The sequence below is a fragment of the Actinomadura sp. genome (genome assembly GCF_044508335.1).
In the GTDB taxonomy this organism is placed as follows: Bacteria; Actinomycetota; Actinomycetes; order Streptosporangiales; family Streptosporangiaceae; genus Spirillospora.
This window is the reverse complement of the sequence record NZ_JBIQHY010000112.1, coordinates 1-22,581: the sequence shown is the minus strand read 5'-3', so window position 1 is coordinate 22,581 and position 22,581 is coordinate 1. Positions and strand designations below refer to the sequence as shown.

Here is a 22,581-nt window from a genome sequence, read left to right as displayed (position 1 = left end):
GGCCATCGCGCCGGTCCCCGCGCCGCCCGCCGTCGCGGGGCCGCAGGCCCCCGCCGACCTCCGCCTCCCGGCCGGGCCGCGCGCCGTACACGCGCTCCTTGCTGACGCCCGAGTCCTTCATCGTGCCCCTCCCGTGCGGCCGTGGACGGCGAAGACGGCCGCGAGCCCGCCGACCAGCGCGGCCGCGGCCACGCCCGCGTGCTTCCACATCGACGGCAGGTCGCGCGTGGTGACGACCGGGTCCGGCGGCAGGCCGTAGACCTCGGGTTCGTCCAGCAGCAGGAAGAACGCGCCGTCGCCGCCGACGCCGTCCTCCGGGTCGTGGCCGTAGAGGCGGGCGTCCTCGACGCCGATGCCGTGGAGCTGCTCGACGCGGGCCGCGGCCCGCTCCCGCAGCTCGTCCAGCGGCCCGTACTGGATCGAGTCGGTCGGGCACGCCTTCGCGCAGGCCGGTTCGAGGCCCTCCCCGAGCCGGTCGTAGCACAGCGTGCACTTCCAGACCCGGCCGTCCTCCTTGCGCTGGTCGATGACCCCGTACGGGCAGGCGGGCACGCAGTAGCCGCAGCCGTTGCAGATGTCCTCCTGGACGACGACCGTGCCGAACTCGGTGCGGAACAGCGAGCCGGTCGGGCAGACGTCCAGGCAGGCGGCGTGCGTGCAGTGCTTGCAGACGTCGGACGCCATCAGCCAGCGGAAGTCCGTCCCGCCGCCCTCTCCGGAAGCACCGTCGGGAGCGCCGTCGGGAGCGCCGTCGGAAGCGCCGTCGGGCGCCGCGCCGGGGGAGCCGCCGTGGTCGACGCCGGGCTCCGCGCGCCCCATCGGCTTGTTCTGCTCGATGAACGCGACGTGCCGCCAGGTGTCGGCGCCGAGGCCCTGCGTGTTGTCGTAGGACATGCCGGTGAAGTTCAGGCCGTCCTCGGGGATGGCGTTCCACTCCTTGCACGCCACCTCGCACGCCTTGCAGCCGATGCACACCGACGTGTCGGTGAAGAACCCCATCCTGGGCGGGTGGTCGGTATAGCCGGCGTCGGCGGCGACGTCCGTTTCGGCTCCGGCGAGCAGGTTCCGTCCGACCAAGCTGCTCATCCCAGGACCTCCAATGCGCCGCGCCGACGCCCTCCGACTTCCCTGCGACGCGGCTCCTACACGTTCCCTCCTCCGTTGACGCGGATTTCGCGGGCCGGTTAGCTTCGGGGGATGACGGTTGATCGCACCGGTTACGCGGGCCCCCTGGACCAGACGCTCGGCCTGGTCGTGACCGAGGCGTCCGACCAGGAGGTCGTGGCCGAGCTGGAGGTCACCGACAAGCTCATGCAGGCGTACGGGATCGTGCACGGCGGCGTGTACTGCGCGATCACCGAGACGGTGTGCAGCATGGGCGCGGCCCTCACCGTCGGCCTCGACAACCAGGTCGTCGGGATCAGCAACCACACGCGGTTCATCCGCGCCGTGCGCGGCGGCCGCCTGGTGGCCCGCGCCCGCCCGGTCGACCGGGTGGACGACCACGTGACCTGGCAGTCGACGATCACCGACGAGAAGGACCGCGTCGTCGCCGAGGGCACCGTCAACCTGCTGAGACTCTCCCCGCAGGTCTAGTTCCCGCGCAGGCCCTGCCCCCCCGCCGAAGGCTCGGCAGGGGTCAGTCGCCGCTCATCGCCTTCCACTGGCGGTCGGCGACGGGCCGCCAGGTGTCGTGGCGCTCGTGGAACAGCGTGTACGCCTGCGAGCCGCTCCAGTCGTCCGGCAGCAGCTCCGCCGGCAGGCCCGGGTCGAGGAACGGGAACCGGCGCCATTCCTGCACGAGCCGCGTGTGCGCCGCGAACGTGCCCGGATCGTCGGCGGGGCGCAGGCTGCGGACGGCGTCCAGGAAGTCCTCGTAGGCGAGCTCGATCTCGTCCAGGTCCCACGCCTGCCGGGCCACGCGCCGCGCCTCCGCCAGGTCGCCGAGCCGCCCGGTGAACAGCGTGGAGGTGTCGGCGACGCCGATCTCCGCCAGCACGTCCCGCACCTCCGGCTCGCGTTCGGGATGCGGGCTCACCCACACGCCGGGGGAGAGGTTGCCGAGCCCGCTCCACGCGAGCCGCGTCCGCAGCAGGTGGCGGAGCCTGCGGCTGGTCTCCGGGACGGTCGCGAGGACCAGCAGCCACCGCCCGTCCCACTCGCCGACCGGCTCGCCGAAGCCGTAGATCCGCTCGGTGCCGTCGGTGAGCAGCCGCTCGCCGGCCGGGGTGAGCCGCCAGGCGGTGCGCCGGCCGCGCCGCTCCCCGGCGAGCCAGCCCTCGGCGGCGCTGCGCGCGAGCGCCTGCCGGACGGCCTTCTCCTCCACGCCGAGCAGCCCCAGCGCCCGCAGGAACGCCGCCGTCCACACCGGTTCGCCGCCGGGCAGGACGAACTCGCCGAGCACGGTCAGCAGCAGCGACCTGGCGCTCGCCGCGCCCAGCTCGCGGCGGCGCCGGAACTGGGGCCGCGCCGCGTCCCCGCCGGATCGGGCCATCTGCTTCTCCTTCTCAGCCCTTCAGGGGCGCGGCCGTCCATGGAACGCTGTCCAGTATCGCGCCCGTCCCCTTCCCGCAGACCATCATTCGACAAGTCTATTGACTGGCGTTTCGTCCATGTAGAGCATAAGTGCCACGGTTCCCGGCGACTGGAGACCCCCGATGACCGCTGAAACGGCGCCCGCCGAAACCGCGACCGCCCCGGCCGCGCCCGCCACGTTCAACGCTTCCGAATACCTGCTCCAGGCGGCCTCCCGGCCCGGCGGCGCCGGCCGGACGGCCCTCACCGGGCCGGGCGGCGACCTCAGTTACGCCGAGCTCGCGGAGCTCGCCGGGCAGGTCGCGGCGGGCCTGGAGGCGTGGGGCATGCGGGCCGAGGAGCGGGTGGTCCTGTTCATGGCCGACGGGCCGTACATGGCCGCCGCGATCCTCGGCGCGATGCGGCTCGGCGCCGTCCCGGTGCCGGTGTCGACGATGCTGACCGGCACCGAGCTGGCCGCGCTGCTCAACGACGCGCGGGCCAGGGTGCTGCTGGTCAGCGACCGGTTCGCGGTCGCGGCCGAGGCGGCGCTCGCGCACGCGCCGGGCGTCCGGCGCGTCGCGGTCGAGGCCGGCGCGGGCGAGGGGGGCGCGGGTGAGGGGGGCGCGGGCGAGGGGGGCACGGGTCTGCAGGCGCCGTCCGGCGTGGAGGTGAGCCCCTTCGAGGACCTGGTCGCTGCGGGCCGCGAGCGCGGCGGGGAACTGGCCGACCCCTACCTGACCTCGGACGACTCCAGCGCGCTGTGGCTCTACACGTCCGGGACGACCGGCAAGCCGAAGGGCGCGATGCACCGGCACGCCAACATCCGGCACGTCGTGGAGACCTACGGCCGCCAGGTCCTCGGCATCAGGCCCGACGACCGCTGCTACTCGGTGGCCAAGCTGTTCTTCGCCTACGGGATCGGCAACTCGCTGTTCTTCCCGCTCTCCGCGGGCGCGACCTCGATCCTGGACCCCGGCCCGCCGACGCCCGCGTCGGTGGCGGAGCGGCTGGCCGAGTACCGCCCGACGCTGTTCTTCGCCGTCCCCACCTTCTACGCGGCGATCCTGAACGCCGGCGTGCCGGTCGAGGCGTTCGCGTCCGTCCGGCTGGCGGTGTCGGCGGGCGAGCCGCTGCCCGCCGAGCTGTGCCGCCGCTTCACCGAGCGGTACGGCGTGGAGATCATCGACGGGATCGGCTCGACGGAGTGCCTGCACATCTTCCTGTCGAACCGCCCGGGCGAGGTCCGCCCGGGGACGACGGGCACCGCGGTCCCCGGCTACGAGCTGCGGATCGTGGACGCCGACGGGAACGAGGTCGCGCCGGGCACGCCGGGCTCGCTGCTGGTGAAGGGCGAGTCGATCGCGACGGGCTACTGGTGCCGCACCGACACCACCCGGAAGGTGTTCCAGGGGGAGTGGCTGCGCACCGGCGACACCTACGTGCGGGACGCGGACGGCTACTACACCTGCCTCGGCCGGACCGGCGACATGCTCAAGGCCGGCGGGATCTGGGTGTCGCCGGCCGAGGTGGAGGGGCGGCTGCTGGAGCATCCGGCGGTCGCGATGGTCGCGGTGGTCGGGCTGCCGGACGCCGACGGGCTGGACAAGCCGGTCGCCGCCGTCGTCCTCAAGGAGGGCGCCGCCGCCGAGCCGGCGGAGCTGATCGACTTCTGCCGGGCCGGGCTCGCGTCGTTCAAGCGGCCCCGCGAGGTGCTGATCGTGGACAAGCTCCCGACGACGCCCACCGGCAAGCTGCGCCGCTTCGCCGTCCGCGAGATGGCCGCGACCTTGCTGAACGCGCGCTGAGCGGGCATCCGGCGGCGCCCGGCCGCTCCCGCCGGAGGCGGCTCGCGGCTCCACATGCTACAAACTCTTGACGTGGTGACCGAGTTCTGTGGAGCATGAGGGTACGGACAGAGCGGAGGAGCACCCATGCACGTCGAGTTCCGGACGGACCCGGCCCGCTACCGGCACTGGCGCCTGGACGTCGACGGGCCCGTCGCCACCCTCACGATGGCCGTGGACGAGCAGGGCGGCCTGGTCCCCGGCTACGAGCTGAAGCTCAACTCCTACGACCTCGGCGTGGACATCGAGCTGTACGACGCCGTCCAGCGGCTCCGCTTCGAGTATCCCGGGGTCCGCACGGTCGTGATCACCAGCGGCAAGGAGAAGATCTTCTGCGCGGGCGCCAACATCCGGATGCTCGCCGCGTCCCCGCACGCCTGGAAGGTGAACTTCTGCAAGTTCACCAACGAGACCCGCAACGGCATCGAGGACGCGACGGCGAACTCGGGCCAGACGTACCTGGCGGCCGTCAACGGCACCGCGTCCGGCGGCGGCTACGAGCTGGCCCTCGCCTGCGAGCACATCATGCTCGTGGACGACCGGTCGTCGGCGGTGTCGCTGCCGGAGCTGCCGCTGCTCGGCGTCCTGCCCGGCACCGGCGGCCTCACCCGCGTGTCGGACAAGCGGCGCGTCCGCCGCGACCGCGCCGACTACTTCTCCACCAAGGCGGAGGGGCTCGGCGGCAAGAAGGCCGTCGCGTGGCGGCTGGTCGACGAGGCGGTGCCCCGCACGGCCTGGGACGCGACCGTCGCGGAACGCGCCAGGGAGCTGGCGGCCCGCTCGTCCCGCCCGGCCGGCGCCGAGGGCGTCCCGCTGACCCCGCTCGCCAAGGAGCGCACCGGCGAGTCCATCGCCTACCGGCACGTGTCGGCCCGGCTGGACCGCGACGCGGGCGCCGCCGAGATCACGATCGCCGGCCCGGACGCGCCCCCGGAGGACTTCCACCGCGAGGAGTTCTGGACGCTGGCCATGACGCGGGAGCTGGACGACCTGATCCTCGACCTGCGCACCAACGAGCTGGAACTCGGCACCTGGGTGTTCCGCGCCACCGGCAGGGCCGAGCACGTCCTCGCCCATGACCGGCTGCTGCTCGACAACGCGGGCGACTGGCTCGCCAACGAGATCATCCACTACCTGAAGCGGACCCTGAAGCGCCTGGACGTGACCAGCCGCAGCCTCATCGCCCTGATCGAACCGGGCTCCTGCTTCGCCGGCTCCCTCCTGGAGGTCGCGCTCGCCGCCGACCGCACCTACCAGCTCGACGGCGTCTTCGAGGACGTCGACCCGGACGCCGACCCCGCGACGATCACCGTGGACGCCATGAACCTCGGCCCGCTCCCGATGGGCAACGGCCTCACCCGCCTCGCGACCCGCTTCCTCGGCGACGACGAGGCCCTCGCCGCCGTCCGCGACGCGGCCGGCAAGCCGCTGGAGGCCGCGGACGCCGAGCGCCTCGGCCTGGTCACCTTCGCGCCCGACGACATCGACTGGGACGAGGAGGTCCGCATCGCGATCGAGGAGCGGGCCAGCTTCAGCCCCGACGCGCTGACCGGGCTGGAGGCCAACTACCGCTTCCCCGGCCCGGAGACCATGGAGACCAAGATCTTCGGACGGCTCACCGCCTGGCAGAACTGGATCTTCACCCGCCCGAACGCGTCCGGCCCCGACGGCGCGCTGCGCCGCTACGGCACCGGCCAGCGCCCCGACTTCGACCGAAAGCGAGTCTGACCCCATGCCCACCACGGCCGACTACACGGAGAAGATCCCGAACAACGTCGACCTGCACGAGGACAGGCGCCTCCAGCGGGCGCTGGAGTCCTGGCAGCCGAACTTCCTGAACTGGTGGGAGTCGATGGGCCCGTCCCTGCCCACCAGGGACGTCTACCTGCGCACCGCCGTCAACGTCGGCCGCGAGGGCTGGGCGCACTTCGGGCACGTCGCGATGAAGGACTACCGGTGGGGCATCTTCCTCGCCGAACGCGACGGCGACCGGCGCATCGGCTTCGGCGAGCACAAGGGCGAGCCCGCCTGGCAGAAGGTGCCGGGCGAGTACCGCGCCGACCTGCAGCGCCTCATCGTCATCCAGGGCGACACCGAGCCGGCGTCCGTCGAGCAGCAGCGCAACCTCGGCGCGACCGCGCCCAGCCTCTACGACCTGCGCAACCTCTTCCAGGTGAACGTGGAAGAAGGACGCCACCTGTGGGCGATGGTCTACCTCCTGCACGCCTACTTCGGACGCGAGGGCCGCGAAGAGGCCGAAGAGCTCCTGCACCGCAACTCCGGCAGCGAGGAGTCGCCCCGCATCCTGGGCGCCTTCAACGAGGAGACGCCCGACTGGCTGTCGTTCTTCATGTTCACCTACTTCACCGACCGGGACGGCAAGTACCAGCTCGGCACGCTGAAGGAGTCCGGTTTCGACCCGCTGTCCCGGACCTGCGAGTTCATGCTCAAGGAAGAGGCCCACCACATGATGGTCGGCACCACGGGCATCGACCGGGTCGTGGAGCGGACCGTCGAGCTGATGAAGCAGCACGACACCGACGACGTCGCCCCGCACGGCGGCATCTCCCTGGACGTCATCCAGAAGTACCTGAACTTCCACTACTCGGTGTCGCTCGACCTGTTCGGCTCCGAGACGTCCAGCAACGTCGCCAACTACTACACGGCCGGGCTCAAGGGCCGCTGGATGGAGGGCCGCCGCAAGGACGACCACCGCCTCACCGACGACGCCATCATGGTGGACGCCCTCGTCGACGGCGCCGTCGGCCAGAAGGAGGTCGCCGCGCTCACCGGCCTGAACACCGACCTGCGCCGCGAGTACATCTCCGACTGCCAGAGCGGCGTCAACCGGTGGAACCGGATCCTCGCCGACGCCGGCCTCCCGCAGCGCCTCTACCTGCCGAGCGTCGCCTTCAACCGCAAGGTCGGCGCCTTCGCCGGCGTCGAGGCCACCCCGGACGGCGAGATTCTCTCCGCCGCCGAATGGGAGGAGCGCAAGGGCGCCTGGCTGCCGACCGAGGTCGACAAGACCCACGTCCGCTCGCTGATGCGCCCCGTCTACGAGCGCGGCAAGATCGCCGCCTGGATCGCCCCGCCCCGCAACGGCATCAACGGGAAGCCGTTCGACTACGAGTACGTCCGCCTCTGACCGGGCCGGCGCTCAACGGGCCCGGGCGAGGTGGCGGGAGATCACCAGGCGCTGGATCTGGTTGGTGCCTTCGAAGATCTGCATGACCTTCGCCTCGCGCATGAAGCGCTCCACGGGGAAGTCGCGGGTGTACCCGGCCCCGCCGAGGACCTGGACGGCGTCGGTGGTGACCTTCATGGCGTTGTCGGTGGCGATCAGCTTGGCGATGGACGCCTCGCGGCCGTAGGGGCGGCCCGCGTCCTTCAGGCGGGCGGCGGACAGGTAGGTCGCGCGGGACGACTCGATCGCGGCCGCCATGTCGGCGAGGACGAACGCCAGGCCCTGGTGGTCGATGATCGCCTTGCCGAACGCCTCGCGGTGCTTGGCGTAGGCGACGGCGTGGTCGAGCGCGCCCTGGGCGAGGCCGGTGGCGACGGCCGCGATGCCGAGGCGGCCGGCGTCGAGGCCGGCGAGGGCGATGGACAGGCCCTGGCCCTCGGCGCCGATCAGGTTGGCGGCGGGGACGCGGGCGTCCTCCAGGCGGACGGTGGCCGTGGTGGAGCCCATCAGGCCCATCTTGTCCTCGGGCGGGTCGAACTCCAGTCCGGGGGTGCCCGCGGGGACGTGGAAGCAGGAGATGCCGCGCGCCCCGTCGTCGGACGTGCGGGCCATGACGGTGTAGAAGTCGGCCTCGCCGCCGTGGGTCGTCCACGCCTTGGCGCCGTTGAGGACGTAGGAGTCGCCGTCGCGGACGGCCCTGGCCCGCATCGCGGCCGGGTCGGAGCCCGCGTGGGCCTCGGAGAGGCAGTACGCGCCCAGCTGCTCGCCGGACAGCATGCCGGGGAGCCACTCCGCGCGCTGCTCGTCGGTGCCGTAGGCGAACAGGGGGAAGCAGGACAGCGCGTGCACGCTGACGCCGACGCCGACGCTGGCCCAGACGGCGCCGATCTCCTCCAGGACCTGGAGGTAGACCTCGTACGGCTGGTCGCCGCCGCCGAACTCCTCCGGGTAGGGGAGCGTCAGCAGCCCGGCCCGGCCCAGCGTCGTGAACACGTCGCGGGGGAAGGCGCCGGCGCGCTCGTCGCCGGCGACGCGCGGCGCCAGCTCCTTGGCCGCGATGTCGCGGGTGAGCGCGATCAGGTCCTCGGACTCCGGGGTCGGCAGGTGCCGGGTGGCGGGCATGGGCGGGCTCCTTTCGGCCCTCCAACGGTACCAAAGCCGGTACCGGAGAACCTTCTTTGGTACTGTCGGCGCATGACCCCGGTGGTTGGGAGGGCCGCGGACGAGCGCGTCACGCGGGCGGCGCGGCGCCGGGAGGCGCTGATCGGGCGGCTCATGGACGTCTTCCTCGACCGCGGGTTCGCCGAGCTGAGCGTCGCCGACCTGGCCGCGCTGCTGCGCTGCTCGAAGAGCACGCTGTACTCGGTCGCGGCGAGCCGGGAGCAGATCATCGTGGCGGTCGTGCGCGCGTTCTTCCGGCGGGCGGCCGAGCGCGTCGAGGCCGCCCTCGACGCCGGCGGCGATCCGCGCGAGCGGGTGGGCGTGTACCTGCGCGCGATCTCCGAGGAGCTGGCGCCGGCGTCGCCCGCGTTCTTCGCCGACCTGGACGCGTTCGCCCCGGCCCGCGAGATCTACAAGCAGAACACGCGGTTCGCCGTGCGGCGCGTGCAGGGCCTGGTCCGGGAGGCCGCCGAGGACGCGGACGCCGCGTTCGTCGGCGCGGTCGCCGGGCAGGTGATGGAGTCCATCCACCGCGGCGAGATCAAGGCGCAGACGGGGATGGACGACTCGGCCGCCTACGCCGCGCTGGCCTCCCTCATCGTCGCCCGGATGGCCGCCGGGTAGTCAGCTCCGCGCCGCCTGGAGGGCGTGCTCGACCAGCGCGATCAGCACGCCCCGCGCCATCTCCCGGCTCCGCACGTCGCACAGCAGGACGGGCACGTCCCGGTCGACGTCGAGCGCGTCGCGGATCTCCTCGACGCTGTAGCGGCGGGCGCCGTCGAACTGGTTCGCGGCGACGACGAACGGGATCTCCCGCTGCTCGAAGAAGTCGATGGACGCGAAGCTCGTGCTGAGCCGGCGGGTGTCGACCAGCACGATCGCGCCGACCGCGCCGTAGGCGATCTGGTCCCACATGAACCAGAACCGCTCCTGGCCGGGCGTCCCGAACAGGTACAGCCGGACGCCGCCGGAGAACGTCAGCCGCCCGAAGTCCATCGCGACGGTCGTGGTCGTCTTGTTCTCCACGCCGCCGAGGTCGTCCACCCCGACGGAGGCGTCGGTGAGGGTCTCCTCGGTGCGCAGCGGGCGGATCTCGCTCACCGCGCCGACGAGGGTCGTCTTGCCCACGCCGAATCCGCCGGCCACCAGCACCTTGAGCGTGTGCAGGGGGACGTCGTCGTCCGGCGCGTACGTCACGGACGGGTTAGAGGCGGCGAAGTTCATCGAGCACTCTCATCAGGATGCGGGGGTCGGGACGGTCGGACGGCTCGGCCGCCTGGTGGACCTCTTCGATCAGGCCGTACTGGTGCAGGTCCTCCAGCAGGATCTGCACCACCCGGAACGGCAGGTCGGTCTCCGAGGCCAGGTCGGCCGGGGTCGACGGCTGCCGGCACAGCTCCAGCAGCCGCCGCTGCTCGCGCGACAGCCACACCCGGTCGCCCGGGGTGCGGCCGGTCGCGACCAGGATCGTCACCAGGTCGACGACGAGCCCGCGGGGGCGGGTGCGCCCGCGGGTCATCGCGTACGGCCGCACGACCGGGCCGGCGTCCCGCCCGATCCAGCGCTCTCTCGGAATCTCCACGGTCGGTCAGCCCGAGGCACCCGGCTGCAGCGGCGCGCTCCCGGACTCGGCGCGCGGCGCCGCCGACAGCGCCCGCCGCACCCGCTTGATCAGCATCGTGGTCTCGTAGGCGACGAGCCCTGCGTTGCCGCCGGCGTCGCTGAGCACCGCCAGGCAGCTCCCGTTGCCGGCCGGCATGACGAAGAACAGCTTGTCGTCCAGCTCCACCACGGTCTGCCGGACCTGCTTGGCCTGGAAGTGCTCGCGGGCGCCGTTGGCGAGGCTGTGGAAGCCCGACGACAGCGCCGCGAGGAACTCGGCGTCCTTGCGGGTGACGTCCCCCGAGGCCCCCATGACCAGGCCGTCGCGGGACAGCAGGACGGCCTGGCGGACCTCGCCGACCCGTTGCACCAGATCCTCGAGCAGCCAGTCGAGCTCGCCGGTGGCGTGGCCCTGCCGTGTCATGATTCCCCCCATTCGTCACGTGGATCGAGATCGCCCGGTTCGTCGTCGGCGGTCCTGCCGCGCAGCCAACCAGACTGTAGCGAGGCCATCAGATCGCGGCTGAGCTCCGGACTCGGCTCATCGAAGTCCTCCTCCGCCCGGTCGGCCTCCTCCGGCCGCGCGGCCGCCAGGCGTTTGCGCAGCTGAGGGGCGAGGTTGCGCTGCCGCACCCGGCGCGGGAGGCGGCCGGTGACCTCGCTGTCCTCCACCTCGGCCGGTTCCGGATCCGCCGCCGGCGGCCGGGTCCGGCCATTGGCGCGTCCGGACGGCTCGAACGAGACCGGCGGATCGTACGAGGCGGGTGCGTCGCGGGAACCCGACGCGTCGAAGGCGACCGGCGGTTCGAAGGAGCCGGACGCGTCGGGGGAACCCGGCGCCTCGAAGGCGCCGGGCGCCGTGAAGGCGTCGAAGGACCCGGAGGCGTCGAAGGCGGGCTCATCGTAGGCCGGCGCATCGTAGGCGGGCGCGTCGTAGGCGTCCGGAGCCTCGCGGGGGGAGCCCGGCGGCTCGTACGCGTCGGGCGGGCCGTTGAAGGACACCGGTGGCGGCGCGTCCGGCGGGCCGTGCCGCGGCGGGCGCGCCGGCGGGCCGGGCAGCGCGGGGCGGATCGGGCGGCCGAGCCGCGGCGCGCCCGCACCGGACGCGACGGGCTGCGTCGCGCCGGCGTCGCCGATCGCCTGCCACTGGTCGTCCATGACCACGAGGGAGTGCGGGATCAGCACGATCGCGGTCGTCCCCCCGTACGCCGACGGCTGCAGCGAGACCTTGATGTCGTGCCGGGCCGCCAGCCGCGCGACGACGAACAGGCCGAGCCGCTCGGTGTCGACGAGGTCGAACTCCACGGCGCTGGCGAGCCGCTGGTTGAGCGCGTTCATCTCGTCGGGGTGCAGGCCGATGCCGCGGTCGACGACCTCCACCGCGAGCCCGTTGGCGACGGTCTCGACCTTGACGGTGACCTCGGTGGTCGGCGGCGAGAAGGCGGTGGCGTTCTCGATCAGCTCGGCGAGCAGGTGGATGACGTCGGCGACCACGTCGCCGGTGACCGCGGCCGACGACGCGCCGGTCACCTCGATGCGGGTGTAGTCCTCGACCTCGGCGATCGCGGCGCGCACCACGTCCTCCGCGGCGACCGGGTGGTCCCACGCGCGGACGGTCGGCGAGCCGGACAGGATGACCAGGCCCTCGGCGTGCCGCCGCATGCGGGTCGTGAGGTGGTCGAGGCGGAACAGGTCGTCCAGCTCCTCGGAGCTGGACGCGCGCCGCTCCATCTGGTCCAGCAGCCGCAGCTGCCGGTGCAGCAGCGACTGGCTGCGCCACGACAGGTTGACGAAGACCCGGTTGATGCTGGCGCGCAGCTCCGCCTCGCCGATCGCGGTGCGGATCGCCTGCCGCTGGACGGTCTCGAACGCCTCGCTGACCAGCGCGACCTCCCGGGTCTTCCCGGCCGCGGGGCGGGGCGTCTCGGCCTCCAGGTCCACCCGCTCACCGCGCCGCAGCCGCGCGACGACGCGGGGCAGCCGCTCGTTCGCCAGCTCCTGCGCCGACCGCTGCAGCCGCCGCAGCTCGTCGGCGTGCCGGCGGGCGAACAGCAGCGACAGCACGATGGAGGCGATGACGGCGAGCAGCCCGACCCCGCCCGCCAGGTACACCCGCAGCATGATCGCGTCGCCGGCGGGCTCGACCTCGTCGTGCTGGAGCTGCTCGCCGGCCTTGGCGGTGGTGCCGAGCCACACCTGCCCGGCCGCCCCGATCACGGCGCGCCAGCGCCGCGGGTCGGGCGTCCGGCCGCGCTGGACGACGGAGGACTCCAGCTCGACGAAGTCGGCGTAGGCGGGCGAGTTCACCAGCCGGCTCATCGTCTTCGCCATGTCCCCGGCGAGCCCGGTCATGCCGAGGTCGACCAGCTGGGCGCGGGTGCCCGCCCACTGGGCGAACGCGGCGCGGGTTCCGGCCTTCAGGCGGCCGCCGCCGAGCGCGGTCAGCAGCGTGTCCTCGCGCAGCATGAAGTCGCGCGCCCAGTACATGTACAGCAGGCCGTTGGTCTGCTGTACCACGCTGACGTCGTCGAGGGTCACCAGCGTGGTCAGCAGCCGGATCGTGTTGTCGAAGGCGGTGCTGTAGGCGTTGATGGCGTCCAGCGGCGAGACGTTCTGCGCGGTGATCTGCGACCGGATGCTGGCCAGCTGGTCGAGCTGGTTGCCGACGTTCCGGGTGCGCTGGATCTCGCTCTCGGTCAGATGCTTCGTGGCCTCGGGGGAGAGCGCCGTCTTGCGGAACGAGGCCACCGCGCTCTCGGTCTTCTGGGTCGCCTCCCGGAACTTCCGGGTGGTGGCGGGCGACGGCGACACCAGCGCGGTGACCGCGGCGGCGCGCTCGTCCTGGACGGCCTGCATGGCGCGGGTGGCCGGGTCGCCGGCGCGTTCCCGGTTCCCGGCGTACTGGTTCCGCTGGATCGCCTCGTTCAGCGCCGGAACGGCCGAGAACGTCCACAGGGCCACGAGCGACACGAGCGGGACCGCCAGGAGCAGGACGATCCTCCGCCCGATCGGACGCGTGTGCGGACGCCCGTGGGATCTGCGCACCTGTTCGGGACTCGACAACGGCCCACTCCTGATCGTCGGCGGCCACCTGCAAGGGTGACGAAGCATACTCACGCCGTTTTGTCCGCTGCCAGCGGCTTCACCTGCTGGAACTCGTATCCGGGGAAGCACGGGGCGGGCCGGCGGGCGCGGCCGGGGGCCACCGCGGGGCAGCCGCGCGGTTGCGGGCGTTTCCGCAGGTCAATGCGGTCCAATCCGCCGCCATTCCCAGTTGACCTTGGAGAACGCGCCCGAGCCGTCCCGTCGTTGATCGACACGAGCGGTGCGGTGCTCCGGGACGGACGGTGACCGCATACGAAATGTCGATCTTGTGAGCTGAGATGAAAAAGAGGCCAATATTGGCCGTTTTGATGCTAAGTCGTGTCTTGTTGTGTGAATTGACGCGTGTCAAGCTTCGGGTTGCTTCGTCCCCCCACAAACGGAGACCTAGTCATGCGCAGAGCCGCGCTCGCCGCCCTCACCGGGCTGTCGCTCGCCGCCACGACCGTGGCCGCGGTACCGGCCCAGGCCGCCGGACCGGCCCACGCCAAGCCGGCCCACTCCAAGCTGGCCCGGCTGGTCAAGCTGAAGAACGTCCGCCATCACCAGCTGAACCTGCAGAAGATCGCGGACGCCAACGGCGGCAACCGGGCCGCCGGGCTCCCCGGCAGCGAGATCACCATCAAGTACATCGCCGACCAGCTCAAGCGGGCCGGCTACAAGCCCACGGTGCAGAGGTTCACGTTCGACTTCTGGCAGGAGACGGCGGAGCCCGTCTTCGCCGAGACCGCGCCGGAGCAGAAGACGTTCGCCCCGGACACCGACTTCGCGACCTTCCAGTACTCCGGGACCGGCGACGTCACCGCCGCCGCCACGCCCGTCGACACGGACGCCACCGGGGTCGGCAGCGGCTGCGAGGCCGACGACTTCACCGGCTTCCCGGCGGGCCACATCGCGCTGATCCAGCGCGGCGGCTGCTTCTTCTCCGTGAAGACCGACAACGCCATCGCCGCCGGCGCGTCCGCCGTGGTCATCTACCAGCTCCCCGACCAGCCCGGCCCCGTCGCGGGCACGCTGACCAAGCCGTACGGCATCCCGGTCGTCGGCCCGACCAACGCGATCGGGAAGGCGCTCGTCGACCAGGCGAACAACGGCGGCGTGACGCTGCGCGTGAAGACCGAGACGCTCAACGAGAAGCGCGGGACCGCCAACGTCATCGCCGACACCGAGCGCGGCCGCGCCGACAACGTCGTGGTCGTCGGCGCCCACAACGACAGCGTCACCGAGGGCCCCGGCATCAACGACGACGGCTCGGGCACCGCGACGCTGCTGGAGATGGCGAAGCAGATCAACAAGCTCGGCCCGCAGCTCCGCAACAAGGTGCGGTTCGCGTTCTGGGGCGCCGAGGAGGAGGGCCTGCTCGGCTCCCAGTACTACGTCGACAACCTCCCGCAGGCCGGGCGCGACAAGATCGCGCTGATGCTCGACTTCGACATGCTCGCCTCGCCGAACTACGTCAACTTCGTCTACGACGGCGACGATAGCGCGGGCGAGAACAACGTCGAGCCGCCCGCCGGGTCCGGCGCCATCGAGAAGGCGTTCAACGACTACTTCGCGAGCCGGGGCCTCGCCACCGACCCGACGCCGTTCAACGGGCGGTCCGACTACAACGCGTTCATCACCGCGGGCATCCCGGCCGGCGGCGTGTTCACCGGCGCCGAGGGCATCAAGACGCCCGAGCAGGCGAAGACCTACGGCGGCACGGCCGGGGTGGCCTACGACCCCTGCTACCACTCGGTGTGCGACCGGTACGACAACGTGAACCTCAAGGGCTTCGACCAGATGATCGACGCCACCGCCGCGGTCACCCAGCTGTTCGCGCACAGCACGCTGACGGTCAACGGCAACGAGCTGGCCAGGCGCGCCCCGGCGCAGGCGAAGAAGCGCGTCGCCCCGGCCGAGATCGGCGGCCACGCGACCCGGTGACACCGGCCATCCCATGAAGGGACTCGCGTAAGACACACGCGTAGAGACACACGCGTAGAGGGACGCGTCCGCTCCGGGCGCGTCCCTCACCTTTTCAAGTTCAAGCGGGCACAGTGCCTCAAGCGGGCACGGTGCCTCGCACAGTGCCTAGGCGAGCGCCTCGGCGATCCCGCGCAGCGCCGGGCGCGGGTCGTCCTCGCCCAGCACCTGGACCGCCACCTGGTCGGCGCCCGCGTCCAGGTGCGCCGCCACCCGCGCCGCCAGCGCCGCCGCGTCGCCGTGCGCGATCAGCGCGTCCACCAGCGCGTCGCTGCCGGAGCCCGCCACGTCCTCGTCGGTGAAACCGAGCCGCTTGACGTTGTTCACGTAGTTGCGGAGCCCGAGGTACCTGCGGGCGGTCTCGCGGGCCAGCGCGCGGGCGCGGCCGGCGTCGATGTCGAGCACCACCTTCTGCTCGGGGACCAGGAGCGGGCCCGCGCCCAGCGTCTCCCGCGCCTCGCGGGTGTGCTCGGGCGTCGTGAAGTACGGGTGCGCGCCCGCCGTGCGCTCCGCCGCCAGCCGCAGCACCTTCGGTCCGAGCGCCGCCAGCACCCGCCCGCTCGCCGGGACGCCGGCGGCGTCCAGGTCGTCGAGGTACCGGACGATCGTCTCGTACGGGCTGCGGTACTCCCGGGTCGCCTCCGGGTGGCCGATCCCGACGCCGAGCAGGAACCGCCCGCCGTACGCGCCGCCGAGCCGGTGGTAGGACGCGGCGACCTCCTCGGCCGGCGTCGCCCACATGTTCACGACGCCGGTCGCGATCACGAGCCGGTCCGTCGCCGCGAGCAGCCGCTCGGCGATCTTGAGGTCGCCGCGCGGCGACCCGCCTATCCAGACGGCGCCGTAGCCGAGGTCCTCGATGTCCTTCGCCAGGTCCTCGTCCAGCATGCTCCACGGCCGCCAGACGCCGAGCCGGCCCAGTTCGATCTTGTCCATGTCGTCTCCCAACACCTCGTGCCGCCGTTCCATGCCCCCTTCCCCGGTGCCAGGATGTGAGGCATGACCGACCGGCCGCGCCTGCTGCTCCTGGACGGCCACTCGCTGGCCTACCGGGCGTTCTACGCCCTTCCGGTGGAGAACTTCAGCACCACGGCCGGGCAGCCGACGAACGTCGTGTACGGGTTCGCGAACATGCTGGCGAACGTGCTGCGGGACGAGCGCCCGACGCACGCGGCCGTCGCGTTCGACGTGGGGCGGCAGACGTTCCGCGCCGAGGCGTTCCCGGAGTACAAGGCGAACCGGTCGCGGTCGCCGGCGGAGTTCGGCGCGCAGCTCCCCGTCCTGGACCGGCTGCTCGCCGCGATGAGCGTGCCGGTGCTGCGGGCGCCCGGCTACGAGGCCGACGACGTGATCGCGACCCTCGCGGCGGCGGCGGAGGCGGACGGCATGGACGTGCTGATCGTCACCGGCGACCGGGACGCCCTCCAGCTCGTCAGCGACGACGTCACCGTCCTGTACTTCTACCGGACGGCCGCGGAGATGGTCCGGTACACGCCGGAGGCGGTGCGCGAGAAGTACGGGCTGACGCCCGCGCAGTACCCCGACTTCGCGGCGCTGCGCGGCGACCCGTCCGACAACCTGCCGAGCATCCCCGGCATCGGGGAGAAGACGGCCGCGAAGTGGGTGCGCGAGTTCGGGTCGCTCGACGAGCTGCTCGCCCGCGCCGGGGAGGTGCGGGGCAAGGCCGGGGAGAGGCTGCGCGGCGCGCTCGGCACGGTGCGGCTCAACCGGCGGCTGACCGAGCTCGTCCGGGACGTGGACCTGCCGGTGGCGCCCGCCGACCTGCGCCGCCGCCCCTACGACCTGCCCGCGTTCACGGCGCTGCTGGACGAGCTGGAGTTCCGCAACGCCAGCCTCCGGCAGCGCCTCTTCGCCGCCGACCCCGGCGGCGGCCGCGCCCCGGACGCGGCACGGCCCGAACCGGTGCGGGGCCGCGAGCTCGGGCCGGGCGAGCTCGCCGGCTGGCTCCGGGAGCACGCGACCGGCCCGACCGGGCTCGCCGCCGACGCCGCGTGGGCGCGCGGTGAAGGCGACGTCGCGCTGATCGCGCTGGCCGGCGGCGACGGGCACGCGGCCGCGTTCGACCCGTCCGCCCTCACCGCGGACGACGAGCGCGCCTTCGCGGGCTGGCTGGCCGACCCCGCGCGTCCGAAGGCGCTGCACGACGTGAAGTCGCTGCTGCGCGTGCTCGGCGAGCGCGGCCGGCGGCTCGCCGGCGTCGCGACCGACGTGGCGCTGGCCGCCTACCTGCTGCTTCCCGGCCTGGCCGCCTACGGGATCGCCGACCTCGCGGGCCGCCACCTGGGCCGCCGCCCGCCCGCCGGCGGCGCGGCGGGGCTGATGCTGAGCGCCCGCGCCGTCCTCGACCTCGCCGGGAAGTTCGCGGACGACCTCGCCTCCACCGGCATGGACGAGGTCCTCCGCGACGTCGAGCTGCCGCTGTCGGACCTGCTCGCCCGCGCCGAGCGCGCCGGGATCCAGGTGGACGCCGCCCTGCTGGAGGAGCTGGAGCGGCACTTCGCCGACGCGATGGAGCGCGCCGCCGCCGAGGCCGCCGAGATCGCCGGCCGCCGCTTCAACCCCGGCTCGACGAAGCAGCTCCAGGAGGTGCTGTTCGGCGAGCTGAACCTGCCGAAGACCAAGAAGATCAAATCCGGGTACTCCACCGACGTGGACGCGCTGACCTGGCTCGCCGCCCAGACCGACAACGGCCTCCCGCAGGTGCTGCTGCGGCACCGCGACCAGGCGCGGCTGCGCACCACGGTCGCGGGGCTGATCCGCGAGATCGGCGCGGACGGCCGGATCCACACCACGTTCCAGCAGACGGTCGCGGTGACCGGCCGGCTCACCTCGACCGAGCCGAACCTGCAGGTCATCCCGGTCCGGACGGAGGAGGGGCGGCGCATCCGCCGCGCGTTCCGGCCCGGCGACGGCTACGAGTCGCTGCTGACGGCCGACTACGGCCAGCTCGAACTGCGCGTCATGGCGCACCTGTCCCAGGACCCGACGCTGCTGGCCGCGTTCGAGTCGGGCGAGGACCTGCACGCCACGATGGCCGCGCAGGTCTTCCAGGTCTCCCCGGACGCCGTCACCCCCGACATGCGGCGCAAGATCAAGGCGATGTCGTACGGGCTCGCCTACGGGCTGTCGGCGTTCGGGCTGGCCCGGCAGCTCGGCATCCCGATGGCGGAGGCCCGCCCGCTGATGGACGCCTACTTCGCGCGGCTCGGCGGCGTCCGCGACTACCTGGACCACGTGGTCGCCGAGGCCCGCGTCACCGGCTACACCCGCACGATCCTCGGCCGCCGCCGCTACCTGCCCCACCTGACCAGCGACAACCGGCAGCGGCGCGAGACCGCCGAGCGGATGGCGCTGAACGCGCCGATCCAGGGCTCCGCCGCCGACATCGTCAAGATCGCGATGCTGCGGGTGGACGAGGCGCTCACCGCCGCCGGGCTGCGCAGCCGGCTGCTGCTCCAGGTGCACGACGAGATCGTCCTGGAGGTCGCGCCGGGCGAGCGGGACGCGGTGGAGAAGATCGTCCATGACCGGATGACGACCGCCTACCCGCTCACCGTCGGCCTGGAGGTCGCCATCGGCGTCGGCGCCGACTGGGACGCCGCCGCTCACTGAAGGTCCGGCGGGTCACTGCCCCTCCGGCGGGCGCCCCTCCCACGCGTCGCGGAGCAGCGCCCGCAGACCGGCCTCCTCCGGGGGCCGCGGGTTGGCGAAGCCGCCGGCGGCGGCCCGCGCGACGACGTCGTCCAGGTGCTCGGGGGCGGCGCCCAGCTCCCCGAGCGACCGCGGCAGCCCCAGCGATCCGGCCAGGTCCCACAGGGCGCGGGCGGGGTCGCCGCGTCCGAGCGCCCGCCCGAGCGCCGCCGCGGCGTCCGGTGCGGCGGGGGCGTTGTAGGCGAGGGCGTGCGGCAGCAGGACGGTGTGCGTCTCGGCGTGCGGCAGGTTCAGCGACCCGCCGAGGATGTGGCACAGCTTGTGGTGCAGGCCCATCGTGGTGGCGCCCAAGCACGTCCCGCACAGCCACGCCCCGTACAGGGCGCGGGTGCGCGCGGGCAGGCCGCCGGGCTTCCGGACGACCTCCGGCAGCGCCCCGGCCAGCGCCCGCACCGCCTCCTCCGCCATCAGCGTGACGACCGGCGACGCGTCCGGGGCGTAGAGCGCCTCGACGGCGTGCGCCATCGCGTTCATCCCGGACGCCGCCGACACCGCGGGCGGCAGCCCCAGCGTCAGGGACGGGTCGTAGAGCACCGTCCGGGCGAGGACGCGCTCGTCGCGGCCGGTGCGTTTGACGCCGCCCTCCGTCATGCCCCACGTCGGGGTCATCTCCGACCCGGAGTACGTCGTCGGGACGGCCGCGATCGGCAGCCCCGTCTCCTTGGCGACCGCCTTGGCCAGGCCGACCGCCGACCCGCCGCCGAACGGCACCAGGGCGTCCGCCCCCACCGACGCGGCGACGCGGCGGGCCTCCTGCGCCGCCTCCACCGGCACGTGCATCACGGCCCCGGCGTGCACGCCCGCGGCCCGCGCGCCGAGCGCGGCCGCGGCGCGCTCCGCGTCGGCGCGGCGCCCGGGCGTCGACAGGACGAGCACCCGCGAGACGCCCAGGGCGTCCACCTCGGCGGGCAGGTCCCCGAGCACGCCCTCCCCGAAGACGACCCGGACGGGAAGCGGCCTGTAGGCGAATCGCAGCGCGTCCATGACCCGACCTTACGATCAGCCGCTCCCAGCGCGGGTAGGGTCCGCGGCAGGGGAGGTGCTCATGGAGATCGAGATGATCGTCGAGATCCCCGGCGGATCGCGCAACAAGTACGAGATGGACCACAAGCTGGGCCGCATCCGGCTGGACCGGATGCTGTTCACGGCGACCCGGTACCCGCACGACTACGGCTACATCCCGGACACCTGCGCGGAGGACGGCGACCCTCTGGACGCGATGGTGCTGCTGGACGAGCCCACGTTCCCCGGCTGCCAGATCACCGTCCGCAGCATCGGCGTGTTCTGGATGCTGGACGAGAAGGGCCCCGACGCCAAGATCCTGACCGTCCCGTCGAGGGACGTCCGGTATGCCGGGATCAACGACCTGGCCGACGTGCAGAAGCACATCCTCGACGAGATCGCGCACTTCTTCGACATCTACAAGACCCTCGAACCGGGCAAGTCGGCCGACGTCCGCGGCTGGCAGGACCGGCAGGTCGCCGACCGGACCATCGCCGAGGCCGCCGAGCGCGCCCGCGCGGCGCACTCCGGGACGGCCTGACCGGCGGCGCCGGCCGGGGCGCCGCCGCGCGCGTCCCACGTGACGGACCTCACCCGCCGGGGCCGCGGCCGGGCGTGTACCGTCAAGATCCACTGGAAGGATACGGCTCGGTATCCGGAGGTGAGCACGCATGACCGCCGCCGGCAGGGGGAGCGCGGACGACGGGATCCGCGCCGACCGCCCGGTGTCGGCGCGCGTCTGGGACTACTGGCTCGGCGGCAAGGACCACTACGAGGTCGACCGGATCGCGGGGGAGGCGGTCGCGCAGCAGGTCCCGGGCATCGTCGCCGCCGCCCGCACGGACCGCCTCTTCCTCGGCCGGTGCGTCCGGTACCTGGCGGGCGAGGAGGGCATCCGGCAGTTCCTCGACATCGGGACCGGGCTGCCCACCGCCGACAACACGCACGAGATCGCCCAGCGCGTGGCGCCGGAATCGCGCATCGTCTACGTCGACAACGATCCCCTGGTGCTCGCCCACGCGCGTGCGCTGCTGACCAGCTCCCCGGAGGGCGCGACCAGCTACATCGACGCCGACGTCCGCGACCCCGAGCGCATCCTCCAAGAGGCGTCGGCGACGCTCGACTTCAGCAGGCCGGTCGGGCTGATGATGCTCGCGCTGCTGCACCTCATCACCGACGACGACGAGGCGCGCGGCATCCTGGACCGGCTCGTCGGCGCGCTGGCGCCGGGCAGTTTCGTGGCCCTGTCCCACGCCTGCCTGGACGTGGACGTGACGCACACCGCCGTCAAGGCGTGGAACGAGAGCGGCACCCCGCACCCGCTCAAGGCCAGGACCAGCGCGGAGATCGAGGCGCTGTTCGACGGCCTGGAATTGGTCGAGCCGGGAATCGTGTCGTGCTCCCGGTGGCGTCCCGAACCGAATCCGTGGGGCGAGCCGCAGGAGACCATGACCTTTTGTGGAGTGGCGAGAAAACTTCCAGTGTGAGGACGTTGGGTAGAGGATCGGGTCATTGACCGGCACCTTTCCTCCGGAGGCAGTCCTTGGCGCATATCGAATTGGACGAGAACATCCCCGGGCTGCCGTCCCTGCTGCGGTTCCGGCCGGAGACGGCGGGGCCGCTGAGCGCGCTCGCCGAGGCCCTGCTGCGCGGCCCGAGCCCGCTCGACCGCGGGGACCGGGAGCTGATCGCCTCCTACGTCTCGGAGCTGAACGGCTGCCGGTTCTGCGCGTCCTCCCACGGCGCGTGCGCGGCCGCGCAGCTGCCCGGCGGGATGACGCTCGTCCAGCAGGTGCACGCCGATCCGGACACCGCGCCCGTATCCGCCAAGCTCAGGGCGCTCCTCGCCATCGCCGCCGCCGTACAGCGCGGCGGCCACGAGGTCGGCGGCGCGCACATCGCCGCCGCCCGCGAGGCCGGCGCCACCGACGTCGAGATCCACGACGCCGTGCTCATCGCCGCCGCGTTCTGCATGTACAACCGGTACGTGGACGGCCTGGCGACCAGCGCACCGGAGAACCCCGCCGCGTACGCGCAGATGGCCGAGCGGCTCGTCGCCCACGGCTACGGGAGCGCCGCGGGCCCGCGCTGAAACCGGTTGGCCGGGGCGCGCCCCGGCCGCGAGGATGGCCGGGTGAAGATCCGGCTCTCAGGCGGTGTGGTGGCGTCCGGGCGGCACGCCTGGATCGCCGGGGCGTCCGGGCCCGTGCGGCTGCTCGACCAGGCGGACGCGCCGCCGGGCGCACCCGTCGCGCTCGGCCCCGCGAGCGCGTCCGGCGCGGACGTCGCGCGGGCCGTCCGCGAGCTGACCCGCCTGGTCGCGGCCGGCGGAGCCGCCGCGGCCGGCGCGGGCGTCGACCTCGGCGCGGGCTTCCGCTCCGCGCGGCTGGACGGCGCGCGCGGCGACCAGCGCGACGCCGTCCTCGCGGCCCTGCGGGTCGTCGGCATCGGCGGCGCGCACCGGCTGGG

At 73.1% G+C, this 22,581-nt stretch carries 20 protein-coding genes; 11 read left to right on the top strand and 9 right to left on the bottom strand.

Annotated elements, in window-relative coordinates:
• Window positions 1–117 precede the first annotated feature (117 nt).
• Window positions 118–999: a 4Fe-4S dicluster domain-containing protein gene (locus ACIWVC_RS27990; RefSeq protein WP_396454788.1), complete on the bottom strand. Its 882-nt coding sequence runs from the start codon at window positions 997–999 to the stop codon at window positions 118–120.
• A gap of 198 nt (window positions 1,000–1,197) precedes the next feature.
• Between ACIWVC_RS27990 and ACIWVC_RS27985 the strand changes: the two genes are divergently transcribed.
• Window positions 1,198–1,596, top strand: a complete 399-nt coding sequence (locus tag ACIWVC_RS27985; RefSeq protein WP_396449182.1) for a PaaI family thioesterase — start codon at window positions 1,198–1,200, stop codon at window positions 1,594–1,596.
• Window positions 1,597–1,639: 43 nt separating this feature from the next.
• Here the strand turns inward: ACIWVC_RS27985 and ACIWVC_RS27980 are convergent, their stop codons facing one another.
• Entirely contained in the window at window positions 1,640–2,494 is an 855-nt protein-coding gene (locus ACIWVC_RS27980) for a PaaX family transcriptional regulator C-terminal domain-containing protein (RefSeq protein WP_396449181.1), read from the bottom strand.
• Window positions 2,495–2,657: 163 nt separating this feature from the next.
• On the opposite strand from ACIWVC_RS27980, the gene ACIWVC_RS27975 reads away from it, so the two are divergent.
• The 3 genes from ACIWVC_RS27975 to boxB all read left to right on the top strand — a co-directional run bounded on the left by ACIWVC_RS27975 (window position 2,658) and on the right by boxB (window position 7,509).
• Entirely contained in the window at window positions 2,658–4,322 is a 1,665-nt protein-coding gene (locus ACIWVC_RS27975) for a benzoate-CoA ligase family protein (RefSeq protein ID WP_396449180.1), read from the top strand.
• 126 nt (window positions 4,323–4,448) lie between these two features.
• Window positions 4,449–6,089: a 2,3-epoxybenzoyl-CoA dihydrolase gene (boxC, locus tag ACIWVC_RS27970; protein ID WP_396449179.1), complete on the top strand. Its 1,641-nt coding sequence runs from the start codon at window positions 4,449–4,451 to the stop codon at window positions 6,087–6,089.
• 4 nt (window positions 6,090–6,093) lie between these two features.
• Window positions 6,094–7,509 carry a benzoyl-CoA 2,3-epoxidase subunit BoxB gene (gene boxB / locus ACIWVC_RS27965; protein WP_396449178.1) on the top strand — a complete coding sequence of 472 codons (1,416 nt, stop codon included), beginning with the start codon at window positions 6,094–6,096 and terminating at the stop codon, window positions 7,507–7,509.
• A gap of 12 nt (window positions 7,510–7,521) precedes the next feature.
• On the opposite strand, the gene ACIWVC_RS27960 is transcribed toward boxB, so the two are convergent.
• Window positions 7,522–8,670: an acyl-CoA dehydrogenase family protein gene (locus tag ACIWVC_RS27960; RefSeq protein WP_396449177.1), complete on the bottom strand. Its 1,149-nt coding sequence runs from the start codon at window positions 8,668–8,670 to the stop codon at window positions 7,522–7,524.
• Between the two features lie 72 nt (window positions 8,671–8,742).
• On the opposite strand from ACIWVC_RS27960, the gene ACIWVC_RS27955 reads away from it, so the two are divergent.
• Window positions 8,743–9,333, top strand: coding sequence for a TetR/AcrR family transcriptional regulator (locus tag ACIWVC_RS27955; RefSeq protein ID WP_396449176.1), 591 nt, complete (start codon window positions 8,743–8,745; stop codon window positions 9,331–9,333).
• Here ACIWVC_RS27955 and ACIWVC_RS27950 read toward each other — a convergent pair whose 3' ends face one another.
• The 4 genes from ACIWVC_RS27950 to ACIWVC_RS27935 are packed head-to-tail and all read right to left on the bottom strand — an operon-like array spanning window position 9,334 to window position 13,374.
• Window positions 9,334–9,933: a GTP-binding protein gene (locus ACIWVC_RS27950; protein WP_396449175.1), complete on the bottom strand. Its 600-nt coding sequence runs from the start codon at window positions 9,931–9,933 to the stop codon at window positions 9,334–9,336.
• Entirely contained in the window at window positions 9,914–10,291 is a 378-nt protein-coding gene (locus ACIWVC_RS27945; protein WP_396449174.1) for a DUF742 domain-containing protein, read from the bottom strand. Before ACIWVC_RS27945 ends, ACIWVC_RS27950 begins: the two co-directional genes overlap by 20 nt.
• A 6-nt stretch (window positions 10,292–10,297) precedes the next feature.
• The gene (locus ACIWVC_RS27940) at window positions 10,298–10,735 is read right to left on the bottom strand and encodes a roadblock/LC7 domain-containing protein (protein WP_396449173.1); all 438 of its coding nucleotides are present in this window, start codon (window positions 10,733–10,735) and stop codon (window positions 10,298–10,300) included.
• On the bottom strand, window positions 10,732–13,374 hold the full coding sequence (locus ACIWVC_RS27935; RefSeq protein ID WP_396454787.1) for a nitrate- and nitrite sensing domain-containing protein: 2,643 nt from the start codon (window positions 13,372–13,374) through the stop codon (window positions 10,732–10,734). The genes ACIWVC_RS27940 and ACIWVC_RS27935 overlap by 4 nt, the downstream gene beginning before the upstream one ends.
• 432 nt (window positions 13,375–13,806) lie before the next feature.
• Between ACIWVC_RS27935 and ACIWVC_RS27930 the strand changes: the two genes are divergently transcribed.
• Window positions 13,807–15,339 (top strand): M20/M25/M40 family metallo-hydrolase, encoded by a 1,533-nt coding sequence (locus ACIWVC_RS27930; protein ID WP_396449171.1) that lies wholly within the window; start codon window positions 13,807–13,809, stop codon window positions 15,337–15,339.
• 147 nt (window positions 15,340–15,486) lie between these two features.
• Here ACIWVC_RS27930 and ACIWVC_RS27925 read toward each other — a convergent pair whose 3' ends face one another.
• Window positions 15,487–16,314 (bottom strand): LLM class F420-dependent oxidoreductase, encoded by an 828-nt coding sequence (locus ACIWVC_RS27925; RefSeq protein WP_396449170.1) that lies wholly within the window; start codon window positions 16,312–16,314, stop codon window positions 15,487–15,489.
• A 63-nt stretch (window positions 16,315–16,377) separates the two neighbouring features.
• Between ACIWVC_RS27925 and polA the strand changes: the two genes are divergently transcribed.
• Window positions 16,378–19,011, top strand: coding sequence for a DNA polymerase I (gene polA, locus ACIWVC_RS27920; protein WP_396449169.1), 2,634 nt, complete (start codon window positions 16,378–16,380; stop codon window positions 19,009–19,011).
• 12 nt (window positions 19,012–19,023) lie between these two features.
• Here the strand turns inward: polA and ACIWVC_RS27915 are convergent, their stop codons facing one another.
• Complete coding sequence (locus ACIWVC_RS27915) at window positions 19,024–20,094, bottom strand: maleylacetate reductase (protein ID WP_396454786.1); 1,071 nt, start codon at window positions 20,092–20,094, stop codon at window positions 19,024–19,026.
• 61 nt (window positions 20,095–20,155) lie between these two features.
• On the opposite strand from ACIWVC_RS27915, the gene ACIWVC_RS27910 reads away from it, so the two are divergent.
• The 4 genes from ACIWVC_RS27910 to ACIWVC_RS27895 form a co-directional block, all read left to right on the top strand.
• Window positions 20,156–20,653: an inorganic diphosphatase gene (locus ACIWVC_RS27910; protein ID WP_396449167.1), complete on the top strand. Its 498-nt coding sequence runs from the start codon at window positions 20,156–20,158 to the stop codon at window positions 20,651–20,653.
• 130 nt (window positions 20,654–20,783) lie between these two features.
• Window positions 20,784–21,599 carry an SAM-dependent methyltransferase gene (locus tag ACIWVC_RS27905; RefSeq protein WP_396449166.1) on the top strand — a complete coding sequence of 272 codons (816 nt, stop codon included), beginning with the start codon at window positions 20,784–20,786 and terminating at the stop codon, window positions 21,597–21,599.
• Window positions 21,600–21,655: 56 nt separating this feature from the next.
• Window positions 21,656–22,204, top strand: coding sequence for a carboxymuconolactone decarboxylase family protein (locus ACIWVC_RS27900; RefSeq protein ID WP_396449165.1), 549 nt, complete (start codon window positions 21,656–21,658; stop codon window positions 22,202–22,204).
• 42 nt (window positions 22,205–22,246) lie between these two features.
• Window positions 22,247–22,581 (top strand): hypothetical protein (locus tag ACIWVC_RS27895; protein ID WP_396454785.1); only part of this gene is annotated, 335 nt, incomplete at its 3' end.

Bases quoted from the DNA above. Each gene is read 5' to 3' on its own strand.
- ACIWVC_RS27960 (WP_396449177.1), bottom strand. From the start codon at position 8,670: ATGCCCGCCACCCGGCACCTGCCGACCCCGGAGTCCGAGGACCTGATC.
- polA (WP_396449169.1), top strand. From the start codon at position 16,378: ATGACCGACCGGCCGCGCCTGCTGCTCCTGGACGGCCACTCGCTGGCC.
- ACIWVC_RS27950 (WP_396449175.1), bottom strand. From the start codon at position 9,933: ATGAACTTCGCCGCCTCTAACCCGTCCGTGACGTACGCGCCGGACGAC.
- ACIWVC_RS27905 (WP_396449166.1), top strand. From the start codon at position 20,784: ATGACCGCCGCCGGCAGGGGGAGCGCGGACGACGGGATCCGCGCCGAC.
- ACIWVC_RS27915 (WP_396454786.1), bottom strand. From the start codon at position 20,094: ATGGACGCGCTGCGATTCGCCTACAGGCCGCTTCCCGTCCGGGTCGTC.
- ACIWVC_RS27990 (WP_396454788.1), bottom strand. From the start codon at position 999: ATGGGGTTCTTCACCGACACGTCGGTGTGCATCGGCTGCAAGGCGTGC.
- ACIWVC_RS27940 (WP_396449173.1), bottom strand. From the start codon at position 10,735: ATGACACGGCAGGGCCACGCCACCGGCGAGCTCGACTGGCTGCTCGAG.
- ACIWVC_RS27955 (WP_396449176.1), top strand. From the start codon at position 8,743: ATGACCCCGGTGGTTGGGAGGGCCGCGGACGAGCGCGTCACGCGGGCG.
- boxC (WP_396449179.1), top strand. From the start codon at position 4,449: ATGCACGTCGAGTTCCGGACGGACCCGGCCCGCTACCGGCACTGGCGC.
- boxB (WP_396449178.1), top strand. From the start codon at position 6,094: ATGCCCACCACGGCCGACTACACGGAGAAGATCCCGAACAACGTCGAC.
- ACIWVC_RS27930 (WP_396449171.1), top strand. From the start codon at position 13,807: ATGCGCAGAGCCGCGCTCGCCGCCCTCACCGGGCTGTCGCTCGCCGCC.
- ACIWVC_RS27985 (WP_396449182.1), top strand. From the start codon at position 1,198: ATGACGGTTGATCGCACCGGTTACGCGGGCCCCCTGGACCAGACGCTC.
- ACIWVC_RS27980 (WP_396449181.1), bottom strand. From the start codon at position 2,494: ATGGCCCGATCCGGCGGGGACGCGGCGCGGCCCCAGTTCCGGCGCCGC.
- ACIWVC_RS27975 (WP_396449180.1), top strand. From the start codon at position 2,658: ATGACCGCTGAAACGGCGCCCGCCGAAACCGCGACCGCCCCGGCCGCG.
- ACIWVC_RS27925 (WP_396449170.1), bottom strand. From the start codon at position 16,314: ATGGACAAGATCGAACTGGGCCGGCTCGGCGTCTGGCGGCCGTGGAGC.
- ACIWVC_RS27910 (WP_396449167.1), top strand. From the start codon at position 20,156: ATGGAGATCGAGATGATCGTCGAGATCCCCGGCGGATCGCGCAACAAG.